Origin of the sequence: Methylobacterium sp. 4-46 (assembly GCF_000019365.1) — a bacterium.
In the GTDB taxonomy this organism is placed as follows: domain Bacteria; phylum Pseudomonadota; class Alphaproteobacteria; order Rhizobiales; family Beijerinckiaceae; genus Methylobacterium.
In genome coordinates, this window is sequence record NC_010511.1 from 1,409,323 (window position 1) to 1,423,267 (window position 13,945).

General features: G+C 73.4%; 13 protein-coding genes. 7 read left to right on the top strand and 6 right to left on the bottom strand.

Annotated elements, in window-relative coordinates:
• The first annotated feature begins 72 nt into the window (after positions 1 to 72).
• Together M446_RS06055 and M446_RS06060 are read left to right on the top strand one after the other, a co-directional pair.
• Positions 73 to 315: a hypothetical protein gene (locus tag M446_RS06055; RefSeq protein ID WP_012331216.1), complete on the top strand. Its 243-nt coding sequence runs from the start codon at positions 73 to 75 to the stop codon at positions 313 to 315.
• Between the two features lie 42 nt (positions 316 to 357).
• A complete protein-coding gene (locus M446_RS06060; protein WP_012331217.1) occupies positions 358 to 777 on the top strand; it encodes a DUF1236 domain-containing protein in 420 nt (139 codons plus the stop codon).
• 117 nt (positions 778 to 894) lie between these two features.
• On the opposite strand, the gene M446_RS06065 is transcribed toward M446_RS06060, so the two are convergent.
• The gene (locus tag M446_RS06065) at positions 895 to 4,773 is read right to left on the bottom strand and encodes a glycosyltransferase (protein ID WP_012331218.1); all 3,879 of its coding nucleotides are present in this window, start codon (positions 4,771 to 4,773) and stop codon (positions 895 to 897) included.
• Between the two features lie 24 nt (positions 4,774 to 4,797).
• Positions 4,798 to 5,013, bottom strand: a complete 216-nt coding sequence (locus tag M446_RS06070) for a hypothetical protein (protein ID WP_012331219.1) — start codon at positions 5,011 to 5,013, stop codon at positions 4,798 to 4,800.
• 460 nt (positions 5,014 to 5,473) lie between these two features.
• Between M446_RS06070 and M446_RS39455 the strand changes: the two genes are divergently transcribed.
• From M446_RS39455 to M446_RS06085, 3 genes are read left to right on the top strand one after another with little or no spacing between them, the layout of a single operon-like run.
• Positions 5,474 to 6,046: a Hint domain-containing protein gene (locus tag M446_RS39455; protein WP_012331220.1), complete on the top strand. Its 573-nt coding sequence runs from the start codon at positions 5,474 to 5,476 to the stop codon at positions 6,044 to 6,046.
• Complete coding sequence (locus M446_RS38540; protein WP_043702111.1) at positions 6,046 to 6,414, top strand: sigma-70 family RNA polymerase sigma factor; 369 nt, start codon at positions 6,046 to 6,048, stop codon at positions 6,412 to 6,414. Before M446_RS39455 ends, M446_RS38540 begins: the two co-directional genes overlap by 1 nt.
• 4 nt (positions 6,415 to 6,418) lie before the next feature.
• On the top strand, positions 6,419 to 7,402 hold the full coding sequence (locus M446_RS06085; RefSeq protein WP_012331221.1) for a FecR family protein: 984 nt from the start codon (positions 6,419 to 6,421) through the stop codon (positions 7,400 to 7,402).
• A 403-nt stretch (positions 7,403 to 7,805) separates the two neighbouring features.
• On the opposite strand, the gene M446_RS06090 is transcribed toward M446_RS06085, so the two are convergent.
• Positions 7,806 to 8,174 (bottom strand): c-type cytochrome, encoded by a 369-nt coding sequence (locus tag M446_RS06090; protein ID WP_012331223.1) that lies wholly within the window; start codon positions 8,172 to 8,174, stop codon positions 7,806 to 7,808.
• Positions 8,175 to 8,525: 351 nt separating this feature from the next.
• On the opposite strand from M446_RS06090, the gene M446_RS06095 reads away from it, so the two are divergent.
• Positions 8,526 to 9,215, top strand: a complete 690-nt coding sequence (locus tag M446_RS06095; protein WP_012331224.1) for a DUF7002 family protein — start codon at positions 8,526 to 8,528, stop codon at positions 9,213 to 9,215.
• 377 nt (positions 9,216 to 9,592) lie between these two features.
• On the opposite strand, the gene M446_RS36820 is transcribed toward M446_RS06095, so the two are convergent.
• The 3 genes from M446_RS36820 to M446_RS06110 form a co-directional block, all read right to left on the bottom strand.
• The gene (locus M446_RS36820) at positions 9,593 to 10,075 is read right to left on the bottom strand and encodes an AmpG family muropeptide MFS transporter (RefSeq protein WP_150108590.1); all 483 of its coding nucleotides are present in this window, start codon (positions 10,073 to 10,075) and stop codon (positions 9,593 to 9,595) included.
• Between the two features lie 183 nt (positions 10,076 to 10,258).
• Positions 10,259 to 10,855, bottom strand: coding sequence for a hypothetical protein (locus M446_RS06105; RefSeq protein ID WP_012331225.1), 597 nt, complete (start codon positions 10,853 to 10,855; stop codon positions 10,259 to 10,261).
• A 220-nt stretch (positions 10,856 to 11,075) separates the two neighbouring features.
• Entirely contained in the window at positions 11,076 to 11,477 is a 402-nt protein-coding gene (locus tag M446_RS06110) for a hypothetical protein (RefSeq protein WP_018262301.1), read from the bottom strand.
• 251 nt (positions 11,478 to 11,728) lie between these two features.
• On the opposite strand from M446_RS06110, the gene M446_RS06115 reads away from it, so the two are divergent.
• Positions 11,729 to 13,789, top strand: coding sequence for an ATP-binding protein (locus M446_RS06115; protein ID WP_012331227.1), 2,061 nt, complete (start codon positions 11,729 to 11,731; stop codon positions 13,787 to 13,789).
• Positions 13,790 to 13,945: the final 156 nt, after the last annotated feature.

A 13,945-nucleotide genomic window follows, 5' to 3' on the forward strand; every position in this document is an offset into this window, starting at 1 on the left:
CGGGCGAGATGCCGGAACCTGTGCGCTGAAACGGGCGTTTATGGCGCAGTTCTGAACTGAGGAGCATGACGCATGCGCACCGTCTTCGTCGCGACCCTGGCGGCCACTGTCCTGGCGGGCCTCTCCGGCTCGGCCATGGCCGAGGAGACCACCGTGATCCATCGCGACCGGGCCCCGGGCGTCGCCGTCGAGCACCGCGAGGGCGTGGTCGAGCACCGCGAGGTCACCACCGGCAGCGTCGATTGCGGCTCCAAGACCGTCCACAAGGAGGACGGTATGGGCAACTCCAAGACCGTCCACAAGGAAGGCTGCTGATCGCGCCGCGCTGAACTGCCGGATTTGTCGAGAGGACGCATCATGACCAGCAAACTGCTTCTGGCCGCCGTCGCGGCGGCCACCCTCGGGCTGCCGCTGGCGGCCCAGGCCCAGGGAACCCTGCGCGGGGCGCAGGAGGGTGCCGAGGCGGGCGCGGCCGCGGCCGGCCCGGTGGGCGGCATCGTCGGCGGGGCGGTGGGGGCCGCGACCGGCACGGTCGGCGGCATCCTCGGCGTGGACGACCGTCCGCGCTTCCGCTCCTACGTGCGCGAGCGGCACCTGCCCTCGTACCGGTACAGGGAGGACGTCCGCGTCGGGGCCGTGCTGCCCTCCTCGGGCGTGACCTACTACGACGTGCCGGCCGAGTACCATGTGCGGCCCGGCTACCGCTACACGGTCGTCAACGACCAGCCGGTCCTGGTGGACCCGCACACCCACCGGATCGTCGAGGTGATCGAGTAGGGACCATCCTGGGCGAGCCCGGCAGGGCTCGCCTGGGCGAGCCCGGCAGGGCTCGCCTGCGTGAGCCCGGCAGGGCTCGCCTGCGTGAGCCCGGCAGGGTTCCCGCGCGGGCTTCCGTCAGGCGCCCGCGCGGGCGGCCGACGCCGTCGCCGCCGACGCGCAGACCCGGGGGAGCCACGCCCCGCCCGTCCCGGCCGGCGCCCTCGGGGCGCATGCGGGTTCCTCCGCGTCGGGGGCCGGCCGCAGCGGCGGCCCGGGACGGCGCTCGCCGAGAATCTCGCCGTAGAGACGCAGCAGGTCGTCGCCCTGATCGGCCGCAGTGCGGACGGCCCGGCCCTCGGGAGGCGGAACCTGGAAGCGCGCCGGGTCCTGATCGATCTCCGCCAGGATCGCCCGCAGGTCGCGGGGTGACGCCACGTCGATGACGAATCCGTCGACGCCCGGCACGATGTCCTTGCCCACCGCGCCCCGGTCGCTCGCCACCACCCAGAGTCCGAAGGCCTGCGCCTCGCGCGCCACGAGGCCGAAGCTCTCCGGCCAGAGCGAGGGCACCAGCAGGACGTCGAGTTCGCCGTAGAGCGCCGCGATCTCCTCCTGCGGCACCGGACCCACGATCCGGACCGGCGTCGTGCCCCACACGTCGTGCCGCACGTGGTCCCGCTCCTGGGCGAGATCGACCAGGGTGAGGCTCAGGTTGCGGAACGCCTTGGTGCGCAGGACCGCCTCGATCAGCCACGCGCCCTTGTGCGCCTCGCGGCCCCCCACGTGGCCGAGGCGCACGCGCGGCCCCTTCCCCGCCGCGCGCCGCCGGACCGTGCCGGGCGACAGGCCGTTCGGCACGCTGATCGTCCGCGCGAAGCCCGCGTCCCGGTAGATCTGCGCGAAGCTCTCCGACACGGCCAGGATCCGGTCGGCCCCCTGGAGGAGGCGGGCGAGGCGGCGGCGCCGCACGATCCGCGCCGCCGCGTCGCGGGGCCCCTCCGCCGAGGCCTGCAAGGTGTCCGCGCGCGTCCGCACCACCCTCCCGTCGCGGTCGAGCAGGAACTGGTGGTCCGAGATCCACCAGCCGTCATGCACGGTCACGAGGTGCGGCAGGCCGCGCGCCTGGACCGCCTCGACGGCCGAGGCGGTCAGCCGCTGTACGCAGTGGAAGTGGACGAGGTCCGGCTGCAACCGGTCGAGGGCGGCCGCGAAGACGCTCCCGACCGTCGGATTGAACGGCCGCCAATCCATGTCGGCCTCGATCGGTGTCGAGATGCGGACGACCGGCATGCCCCGGTAGGCGTCGATGCGCATCCGGCCCTCCGGCGCGACGCCCTCGTCGCTCGCCACGACCGCGAAGTCGAAGCGGTCGCCCGCGCGATCCAGGAAGTGGTCGAGATTGTCGCGCACCACCCGGGTGGCGCCGCCGATCGTCTGGGGCGGGAAGAACACGTTGGAGACGAGGATGAGCGGCTTCCTCACCGCGGCCGGAATCGGGGCGGAGGGGCGGGGCGGGGGCAGGATGTCCGCGAGCGCCCGCGCCGACGCGTCGAGCTGCCGCGCCTTCTCCCGCGCCGCGAGCCCGATCCGGCGGCGGAGCCCCGGATCCCCGACCAGGCGCTCCAGCGCGCGCGTCCACTCCTCCGGGGTGGAGGCGAGGAGCGCGTCCTCCCCGTCGACGAGGATCTCCCGGTAGGTGCGCGTGCCGCTCACCACGGACGGGATGCCGCAGGTCGCGGCCTCCAGCCACTTGATCTCGCTCTTGGCGTCCGCCACCCGGCCCGGTTGCAGGACCGCGACGTTTATGTCGACGCCCGAGAGGATCTCCCAGTAATCGCCCACCTCGGCCGTGAAGCCCATCGTCTGGATCTGGTGCGCGCAGGCTCTCAGCGCCGGGCCGAGCTTCAGGTGGCCGGCGATCAGGAGGCGGACCTGCGGGTGGCGTTGCAGGATCGCGAGCAGGGCCGGTCCGATCAGGTCGTTGAAGTCGCGGTTGTGCGCCTTGGTGCCGGAGCCGTAGAAGATCGTCACGGTGTCGCCGGGCTCCGCGAGCGGCGGGTCCGGCTGATCGAGGAAGTGGTCGTTGCGCGCGTCCAGGCCGTTGCGCATCAGGTGGCAGCGCTGCTGGCGCAGGATCGGGGCCATCGCCTCCGCCAGGGCGGGCGTCGCGGCGAGGCCCTCGTCGCACTGGGACATGGCGAACCGGAACAGAGGCACGCCGGCCTGCAGCTCGGCGTAGTCCTCCCGGGTGATCTGCCCCTCGAAGCTCTCGAAGGGATCCGGATAGCTCGCCGCGTCGAAGATCAGGTCGTCCACGTCGTAGAAGGTGCGCAGGCCGAGGGCCCGCGCGGTGAGGATCGCGTGGAGGATGTCGGGAAAGGCGGCCACCCGGTAGAAGATCGCGGCGCTCGCCCCGGGCAGGGCCTGGCGGAAGGCCTCGGTCTCGTTCTGCCCGAAGACCCGGACGGTCCAGCCCCCGCGCTCCAGCTGCTGCCGGCGCTGCTCGACGCGGTAATGGACGCATTGCGGCAGGTCGAGATTGGCCAGCATGACGATCGCGCCGCCGGGGACCGGCGGGAGCGGGGCCGGGAGCGGCAGCACGAGGGGCAGGTCGAGGGCGAGCTGGTTCAGGGCGTCGTCGAGGATCGCGTCGCCCTGCGCCCGCAGGCCCTGGCGGTAGGCCGCGCGGGCGACCTCGCGATGGGCGGTGAAGCTCTGGTCGAGGAGTTTCCTGGCGGTGTCGCGCCAGCGCGCGTCGCGGCTCCACCGGGGCGAGGAGGCGCGGATCTGGGCGAGGGCCGCCGGCAGATCGCCGGCGGCGAGTCCCTCGGCGGCGTGGATGTGGCTCCACAGGCTGCTGGCGGGCTCCCTCGCGGCGGCGACGTAGTCGCCCGTGGCGGCCGCGTCCTGGCCGAGCGCGCGGGCCGCCTCGGCGCGGCCGTGCAGGCGGGCGGAGCTCGGACCGCCGCGGGCGATGGCCTCGTCGTAGGCGCGAAGCGCGACGCTGCCCTGGTGGCGCAGGAGTGCGCGAAAGCCGACCTGGGCCAGGAAGGACGGCGCGTCGGGCCCGCGGATCACGTCGAGGCACCCTCCCGGGAGCCCGTGGTCGAGCCAGTGGGCGAGAAGCTGGGTGCGGGTCAGGTCGGCCAGGCCGGCCTGGGTCGCGCGGTAGGCCTCGGCATCGAAGCACGACGGGAACGCGCCCTGGCCGATCAGGGCGGCGGTGCAGGCGCGCTCGTTCGGGGCGAAGCCCAGCTCGACCCCCTCGCGCAGCCAGTGACGGTAGAGGTCGGCATCGCCGAGACTGGCCGCCACCGGATGGTTCGCCCGGTAGAAGGCCGGGTCGAACGCGTCCTCGATGTTGAGGGGGGCGAGCCGGTCGACGCCCTGCTCGGCGAAGAGCAGCATGCCCTGGATGCGGGTCGCCGGAGCGGCCCCGATCCAGTCCGCGTTCAGGAAGATGAACTGCGCGAGATCGAAGCGCTGCTGCCAGCGCCCGGGCATCAGGTCGTGCCGGCGCAGATGCGCCGCGACGAGCGCGTCGTCGACCTCGGCGCAGACCAGGGAGGGCCAGGCGGCCTCGTCGCCGCGCTCGGATTCCCGCCGGAACCGGCGCCGCTCCACGCGCCCGAACTGGACGTAATGCGCCGCGTATTCCCAATCCTCCTGGAGCAGGGCCGCGAGGTCCTGGTTCAGGTCGCGGTAGATCGTCGGGTCGAAGCCCTCAGGCAGGTCCCCGTGCTTGGTGAAAAGATGGGCGAGATAGGCGGTCCGGGTCGGGAAGCGCCGCTCCTTGCGCCCGTGCACGAGGTAGTGCGACAGCAGCGCCTTGGCGTCCCGGAGATGGCGCAGGTCCGGATAGAGCCGGCTGTAGAAGTCCGGATCGAATTCCACGCTCTGCCCGAGCCAACGGGATCCTCCGGCCTTCCTGGCGAGCAGGCCCAGGAGACGGGCGCAGAAGTCGGACATCCGTTCGAGGCTGAGCGCGTCGCGACGGTACAGAGCGTTCGTCATGGCCAGTACGACTCCGGAAGGCACTCAGCGGGCGGCGTGGGCGAAGACCGCGTCGGGGCGCCGGCGCTCGGCCTCGACGGCCGGCCCCTCGGCCGGCCGCGGGTCGTGCGCGTCCAGTTCCACGTGCCGGTCGGTGACGTGCGCCGCTGACTCGCGCACGGTCGCGGCGATGACGCCGGCGCGGTCGACGCCGGTCATGAAGGTGAGTTCGTCGTCCTGCTCCGCCGTGAGACCTGTCATCTCGTGCCCCCGTCCGGACCCCTGCGGGATCTGCCGTTGCGTCACCCTGCGTGTCCAACGAGAGGCGAAAATTTGCAGCGACATGCGGACGCGGCGTGCCGGGCTCCGGGCTCCGCGCCGCGCGCCGGCAATGCGCCGAAAAAAATGCGCGGCATCGGGATGTGAGACTCGGCGCCTCGTCCCACAGACTTGACGAGCGGCAGAAGCGAGGTGCGCGACGATGCCCGGGGGTGAGCGACGACGCGGCGCGAGGCGAATGGCGGCGCCTCCCGGCCGCCGGGGCCGATCGCCGGTGCGGGACGGAGCGGGCGGCTCCAGCACCTCCGGCCTGCCAGCACCTCCGGCCTGAGCGAATCGCGGGCGCGCGAACCCCCGGCCCCTCGGGCGTGACGGCCCGGCATCCCGGCCGCGGCACGCCAGGTCCATCACACCATCCCCTTCCTCAACCAGGGTTGTCGCCATGTCTTCCGATCCGAGCCCGGCACAATACTTCTCGCACTGCTATTTCATCTACAAGACCGCGACATCCGATCAATTCACCATCGGGCGGTACGGAGGAATTACCAAGAATTTCGTCGTCAGGGACACGCCGGATGCCGGCAAGACGGACGACACCACGCAGATCGGCGATGTGCAGAACGACGTCTTCACGGCCGGCGTCGTCGACGGCAGCTCGGCGCCGAGAACCTATTTCGGACAGACCAGCCAGCAGGGCCTGATCGGAACCGCCAAGGGCAAGAAGGGGACGATCTACTTCCTCTACACGAACAACACCTACGACCCCGGCGCCACCGTCCAGGTCGACCACGCCGCCTACCCGCTCTGCTTCGTGACCGGGACGAGGATCCGGACGGCGCGGGGCGACGTCCCGGTGGAGATGTTGGCGGTCGGCGACCGGGCCGTGACCGCCTCGGGGGCGCTGCGCCCCGTCATCTGGATCGGGAAGCGCACCCTCGACGGCCCCGCCCTCTCCCGCGATCAGGCGCCGGTGCGGCACCGGAGGACATCGTCTCCGACGTCTTCGTGTCCCTGATGGCGCTGCCGAACGTGGCGAGCGTGCGCGAGCCGCGCGCCATGATGACCACGATCGCCAAGCGCATCATCTTCGAGGCGCGGCGGCGCAAGCGGCTTCAGATCGCCTACGAGGACGCGCTCGCCGCCATGCCCGAGGCGCTGGACGTCTCGCCCGAGGAGAGGCTCATCCTCGTGCAGGCCTTGCAGAAGATCGACGCAGTGCTGGCGAAATTGTCGCCGCGGGCGCGCACGGCGTTCCTTCTGAGCCAGATCGATGGTATGTCGAACCGTGAGATCGCCAAGGAACTCAACGTCTCGATGAGTGCGGTCAGCAAGTGCATGACGCAGGGTTTCTCGGCCGTCTACAGCGCCAGGATGGAAAGTTGAGGCGATGAATCCTGCTCGCTCACGACAATCGGACGACGACGAGAATGGGATAGACGAGAGCGGCCGGGCCGCAATCAAATGGATGGTCGCCATGACCTCCGGTGGCTTGAGCGAGCGCCAGCGGCGGGATTTCGAGGTCTGGTACGGCGCCAGCCCGGCCAATGCCGAGGCCTGGGGACGCATGGCCGGGAATCTGCAACCCTTCGGGATCGTCGCGCGCTCCGGGCTGCCGCGGGGCACGGTGGCGCGGATGGGGGCGCCGCCGCGGCGCGACCGTCGGAACGTCGTGGCGGGGCTGACGGCCCTCGCCGCCGGCGGCGCGGTCGCGCTGGAGCGCTTCGTGCCCCTGGAAGACCTGCTCACCGACCGCTTCACCCGGACGGCGGCCCACGCGCGCTTCCGTCTCGGGCAGGATGCCGAGGTCGTGATGGCGCCCCGCTCGGCGCTCAACCTGGGAGCCGCTGCCGAGACGCGGGCGCTGAGCTTCCTGCGGGGCAAGATCCTGCTCGACATCCAGCCGCGCGACGCGCGGCCCTTCGTGGTGGAGGCCGGCCCGTTCCGGATCGAGGCGCTCGCCGGCGCCTTCGTGATCGAGCGGGCCGCCGGGGCGTTCCGCTTCGCGAGCCTGCGCGGCGACGGCACGCTGTGGGGCGAGGACCACCGGAGATTCTCCGTCGCGTCGGGCGAGCGCATCACCGTCGCCGAGGGCGAGGTGCGCCGGAGCGCGGTCGACGCCGATGCGGCCTCGTCCTGGACGTCCGGCTTCGCGGTCCTGCGCGAGGAGACGGTCGCGGCCATCGTCGACGAGATCCGGCCCTACTTCGCCGGGATCATCCGGCTTCACCCGGACGCGGCGTCGCGGCGCGCGACGGGCGTGTTCAACCTGTTCGAGCCGGTCGCCTCGTTGGGCAATCTCGCCCGCGCGGTGAATCTGACCCTGACCCGCACCGCCGGCTTCTGGATCGCGCTCGAGCCGCGCCGCGCCTGAGGCCGGCGAGACCTGGCCGCGGGGATGCGCCGCCGGCCGCGGAGCGGCCTCGGATCACTTGGTGTGCGGGTCGGCGTCCGAGGTCGCGGCGCGGGCGGCATTCTGCTCCGCGAGGCGACGGTCCAGTTCGCGCAGGACGCGGCACCGGGCGACGGCTTCGACTGAGCGCTTCATGGCAGCCTCCTCCTCTCGTCTGCCTCCCGTAGCACCTTGCAGCCCCTTCGCGTGTGTCACGCAACACCGGGCCGCCCGCGGGGTTCCAAGCCGCGGGGTTCCAAGCCGCGGGGTTCCAAGCGCACCGACGCGGCCCCGGCGAGGGGCGACCCGCCCGACCCGCGAAGCGGCTCGCAGAGGCCGAAGCGACATGCGCGAGCCGCCGGACGTCGAAGAACGCGACGGCGAATTACTGGGTGTGCTGCTTCAAATAGGCAATCACGTCATCGACCTTCTTGTCGTCCGGGTAGCCGGCGAAGATCATCTTCGTTCCAGGGACTTTCGCCTTGGGGTTCTTCAGCCATTCGTGCAGATTGGCCTCATCCCAGGTAATGCCTGAGCCTTTCAAAGCCGCCGAGTAACTGTATCCCTCGACGGATGCCGACTTGCGCCCGACGACGCCGGTCAGGTTGGGGCCGACACCGTTTTTTCCGAATGCGTGGCAGGCTTTGCATGTTGCGAATGCCTTCTCGCCGGCAGCCGGGTCGCCGCTCCCCTGCGCGTGTCCCGATGTGCACAGCGCCGCGAGCACGGCTGCACTTGCCAATACAATTCGCATGGCGTTCCTCCTGCTTCAGGCCCCCGTCCAGAAGCTGTGGCGGCCGCGGCCCAGGTCCAGGCGTGGCGGCGGGATGCGACGATTTGGCCAGGGATTAATTTTGGGCGTCCGGTTTCGGAGGGCCTCCCCGAGGATGACGGGGCCGGCCATCCTCCGGCGGCGCCCCGCCCGGTTCCCCCCGCCCACGCCGCGCTCCGCACCGGCGCTCGGCGCCCGACCGCGTCGCGCGCGGGATCCGGCCCCGCGCCGGGCCGTTATCGGCCCGCCCGCGCAGGGTGCGGCCCGATCCCGCGCGGGGCGGCGCTCACCGTGCGGCCAGGGGAAGCGCCAGGGGAAGCGAGGGAATCCGAGGTGACGGAGGACGAACTCGTCCGGATCTACCCGCGATTGTGGCACATGGCGGAGGACGGGGCCTGGCCCTCGATCCGGGCGCAGGGCCTCCTCAGCACATCCGCGCTGCTCGACCGCTACGGCCTGTCGGGACCTGCGCGCGACGCGCTCGAGGCCCGCCGTCGCCCGCAGGGGACGAGGATCGCGCGCGCGGGCCTGCCCGACGCGGTCGTGCGCGACCAGAAGCCGATGTCGGATGCGGCCCTGCGGCGCTGCCTGGACGACGGCCTCGGTCCCGCGGACTGGTACCGCATCCTCAACGACAAGGCGTTCTTCTGGCTCTCACGCAGGCGTCTGCGCCACCTGCTCGATGCGAGGGCCTACCGGGGACGGCCGCAGACGGTCCTGACGCTCTGCACGCGCAGCCTCGTCGCGGCCCACCGGGACCGGATCCTGCTCAGCCCCATCAACAGCGGCGCGGCCTTCATGAGGCCCGTGCGGCGCGGGCGGGGCACGTTCATGCGGATCGCCGCCTACCCCTACGCCGAGCGGCGGGCGACCCGCTCCCGGGACGACGCGCTGGTCGAACTGACCGTCGCCGGAGGGGTTCCGGACGTCGCGGACCACGTGCTGGCCGTCCACCGCCTCGCGGACGGCGCGGCCGCCGAGATCTGGCGCTCGCCGCGCGCGGCGCCCGACGACGGGCCGTGACGGAGCGGCCGGCACCGCGCGCCCTCTCCCCGGCAGGCCCCGCGCCCGTCCGCTTCCGGCGAGGCGCTCAGGATGCGCGGGGGCGCGTCGCGCCGCTCCGGCGGCCCGCATCGGGGCTGCGGTCACGGGGCGGGCCTCGCCTCCGTCCGCCCGTGCCGCCGCCACACGAACCGGCACAGCACCGCGACCGGTGCGCCGATCCAGGATGTCCCCACGAAGGACCACGTGAAATCCAGGGACTCGATGACGCAGCCGGACATCCCGGCCAGCCGAACGCCTCGGTGAGGGAGAGGGCGCCCGCCCCGGCCGCGAAGGGTCCGAGGCGCCAGCCGATCTCGGCCCAGGACGATATCAGAGGACGACATCAGAGGACGACATCAGGGAGTGCCGCGCGGCGGGCGCGACGGTGATGCGCCACCCGCCGATGACGACATCCTGCCGGGCCCCGCGAAGCCGGGCGCCAGGGGGAAGACCGCCGTCCAGGCCAGGCCATGCGCCGGGTCGCCGAACGCGACGCCGGCGAGCGTGAGCATGACGCCGCTCTGCGAGGCGATGATCCGGCCGCGCCGCCGCCCCGGCCAGCGGCCGAGCAGCGGCGCGTCGCACTGATCGAGGAAGGGCGCCCAGACGAACTTGACCTTGTCGGCCAGGGTCGGCTCGCTCATCAGCCCGAGCGTGCCGAGGGGAACCTCGCCTCGGACAGCCACGCCGGCTGAGCAGAATCGCATGGCGCAATTCTGCTTAGACTCGTGTTTTCGCATCATTTTTGCCGCCAAACCGGGGACCGCTTCGGCGAATGATGCTGAGGTCCCGTAGACCAGCAGGAAGGGGATGCCGGAGCCGGAGCCGAGGCCCGGCATGGCCGCGACGCCGCGGTCCGTGAGCAGGTGGCGACGAGAGGGGCGCGTCCGGGCGCCGCCCGATCCGGAACCGCCGTGCATTCTGGTGCCGAGCCTCGCCCTGCCTCCGCCTGCGCGGGCGGTGCCGGCTCCAGCCGGCGGGGCCCGGACCTGCGCCGCGCCCTCCCCCGGGCCGTCCGCGGGTCAGCGGCAGGTGCGGTCGAGCGTGAAGCCGCGCGGACCGCTGAACCCGGCGAAGCGGCAGCCGCCGAAGCTGCCCTCGAAGCCGTAATCGTTCTTCCCGGTCTTCCAGGTCGCGCCGCGGCCGCCGTTCCAGCTGGCGGTCCGGTAGCCGGCGGGGCGGCCCTCCGGCGCCGCGCGCTCCGCCCGCCGCGGCGGCGCGATTTGGGCGGGTTCCGGCCGGACGGCCGGCGCCTCGGTCGCGGCGGGGGCCTGCACGGCCGAGGCCGGGCTGATCCGCGCCACGCGCTCGGGTTGGGGCGCGCGGGCCGGAGCCGCGACGTAGCCGCCCTGGCTCGGCGCGTCGGACCGGGGCAGGTCGATGACGCGCGGCGCGGGCCTGCCGCTCTCCGGCTGCGGGTCCGCATCCGTCTGCGTCACGGGGGAGAAGGTCCTCACCTCGGCGTGGCGGATCGCGGGACGCACCGGCTTCTCCGCGGCGGGCACGGCCTGGCTTCCGGGCGACGGGGGAAACTCGGCGGACGGCTGCGTGGACAGGCCGGCATGGGCGACGGTGGCCAGCCCGAGGGTCAGGGCCGCGGCGGCTGCAAGCTTGATCATCGTGAACTCCTCGATCCGCGACGGGCGCCTCGCCCTCCAGGTCGGGGGTGTCGTCGCATGCGCGGCAGCGGGGCGGCGTGCTCGGACGCACCCGCCGCGGAGGCGCGCCGCCCCTCGGGACGCCGCGGCGGCGGGCGGCCGGGTCGGGCGCGGGCGTGCCGGCCCGCCTCGGACCCGCGCCGCCCCTTGCCCGGGGCCGGTCGGCCCTCGCGGGCAAGGCTCACGAGGTCGCCCGCCCCGCCAGCCACAGGACCAGCGCGGCGACGAGGCCGGTCACCGCCGCCTGGACGATGATCCGGGTCTCCGCGTCCCATCCGAGATCCGGCCCGAGCCACCGGTTGAGGACGATGCCGGCGAGCGCGCCGAGTCCGCCCGCGGCGGCCCCGACCAGGGGTCTGCGGTGCAGCGGGCGAGGGTCCTGCGGCCGAGGCCGGGCGGGCGGCGCGCCTCCCGAAGGGGCGGGCCGCCGGCCGGCGCGGACCGGCTCGTCCGCGACGCTCCGGGCGGAGTGGCCGCCCAGCGGAAGCGCGCCGCCGCGGCGCGGGGCCTCGTCGTGCGGTGCGGTCTCGGTCCGATCCGCGCCGCCGGCGCGGGTCTCGGGGGCCCGCCGGATCGCCATCATCGTCGTCCTCGAAAGGCTGATGCGGGAGCCCGCGCCGCGCGCGAGCCCGCCGGACGAATGATGCCGGCATGGCACGGGTCGGCGGTGCTCGGACGCACCGGGAGCGGCCGCCCGGCCGGGCGGCGCCGGCCGCATCCTCCCCCGCGCGGCTCGTCCTTTTGTCACAACCTGCGCGGCGCGTTCGGACGTGACGGTCACCGCCACGGTGGGGTACTCCCTCCTAGTAAATTCGACCGTGGGGAGCGCCGCACGTGCGCCGGGGTCTCGTCCTACTCGCCCTCGCCGCGCTCCTGCCGCTGATCCTGCTCGCGGGCGGCCTGTCGTTCCTCCTCCTGCGTCAGCAGCAGACGCTGATGCGCACCGGCGCGGTCCACCACGTCGCGCAGATGCTCGGGGCCGTGGAGCGGGAGCTGCTGACGCAGGTCGAACTCCTCAAGGTTCTCGCGCAATCGCCGCTGCTCGACGGCGACCGGCCCGATCTCGCCGCGTTCCACGCCCTCGCCGAGCGCTTCAAGGCGCAGCTGCCGCTCTGGCACCGGGTCATCCTGGCCGATACCGGGGGGCAGATGGTGGTCCGCACCGGCGCGGCGTTCGGGACGCCCCTGCGGGCGGTCGTGGACGAGACGAGCTACCGGCGGGTGCTCGAGACCGGCGAGCCCACCATCGGCGACGTCGCCGGGCCGGGTCAGCCGGGCAGCGGGCCGCCCCGCGCCAGCTTCCGGGTTCCCGTGCTGCGGGAGGGCAGGATCCGCTTCGTGCTCACGGGCGTCGTGTCCGTCGAGCGGCTCGCGGCCCTGCTCGCCGGCCCCGGCCTCGATCCCGCCTGGCGCCCCTACCTCGTCGACGGCGCCAACCGGATCGCCGCGAGCGCGCGCGTGCCGGAGCTGGTGGGGGCCCTGGCGATGCAGCCCACCATCGAGGCGCGCCGGACGCGCTCGGCCGGGCTCTACGAGGGGACCGCCCCCGACGGCGAAGCGCTGGTCACGGCCTTCCGCAAGTCGGAGCGGACCGGCTGGTCCGTCCACCTCGCCATTCCGCTCGCGCTCTACGCCGCGCCGCAGCGGCACGCCGCCTGGATCCTCGGCACGGCGGCCGCGGCCGCCCTCCTGCTGAGCGGCCTCTTCATCCTGCTCCTGCGCCGAGAGCTGCGGGCGCAGCGCCAGGAGGCGCTCCTCCACGCGCGGGCCCTGCGCATGGAGGCGCTCGGGCGCATGACGGGCGGGGTCGCGCACGATTTCAACAACCTGCTCATGGTCATCCTGGGCAACCTGGAGATGCTCGGCCGCCGCCTCCCGGAGCCCCGCCTGGAGCGCTACGTGACGGCGATCCGCAAGGCGGCCGAGCGCGGCACGCATCTCACCCGCGAATTGCTCGCCTTCTCGCGCGGCCAGGGCACCCGGACCGAGGTCGTCGACCTCAACGAGCGGCTGGGCGCCACCCTCACGATGATCCGCCAATCGGTCAGCGGGCCCATCGCGGTCGAGACCGACCTCGCGCCCGGACGGCACGCGGTGAGGCTCGATCCGCTGCAATTCGACCTGGCGCTGCTCAACGTCGCGGCCAATGCGCGCGACGCCATGCCGGACGGGGGACGCCTGGAGATCACGACCCGGCGCGTCCCGCTGCCGGACCGCTCCGGGCGCGACGGGGTGGCGCTCGCGATCAGGGACACGGGCAGCGGCATCACCGAGGAGGCCCTGCCGCACGTGTTCGAGCCGTTCTTCACCACCAAGGAGGTCGGCAAGGGCACGGGGCTCGGCCTCTCCCAGGTCTACGGCTTCGCCAAGTCCTGCGGCGGGCTCGCCGATGTGGAGAGCCGGGCCGGCCAGGGAACCACCATCACCCTGCACCTGCCCCTGGCGCGGGAGCCCGTGTCCGAGGCGACGCCGACGCTCGCGACGCCGGCGGCGCGGCTCGTCGGCTCCCCGGACCGGGTCGTCCTGGTCGACGACAACGACGAGGTGCGCGGGGTGACGGCCGCCTTCCTCGAGGAGGCGGGTTTCCGCGTCGCTCAGGCGAGCGGGGCGCAGGCGGGCCTGGACCTGCTGGAGCAGGGCGGCGCCGACATCCTGGTGAGCGACCTCGTGATGCCGGGCGGGATGGACGGGCTCGCCCTCGCCAACGAGGTGCGCCGGCGCTGGCCGGCGCTGCCGGTCATCCTGGTCTCCGGCTACAGCGCCTCGGCGGCGGCCGCGACGGAGCAGGGCTACACGCTCTACATGAAGCCGTTCGACATGGCCGAGCTCGCCCGGGGCATCCGGGCCCGGATCGGCCGGGGCGAGGCGCCGCCCGCGGCGGCCGCGCCGCGCTGATCCCCGCCGGCGGCGCGGGCCGGCCTGCGCGGGCCGTCGGGCCTCACCCGGCCGTGACCGACCCGCGGGGCGCGACACGTCAGAAACAAACTACGTATTAACTACGTAGGCGCTGACTCGCGCGTATGCCGAAGCCCCCCGGACTGCCCGCATCCA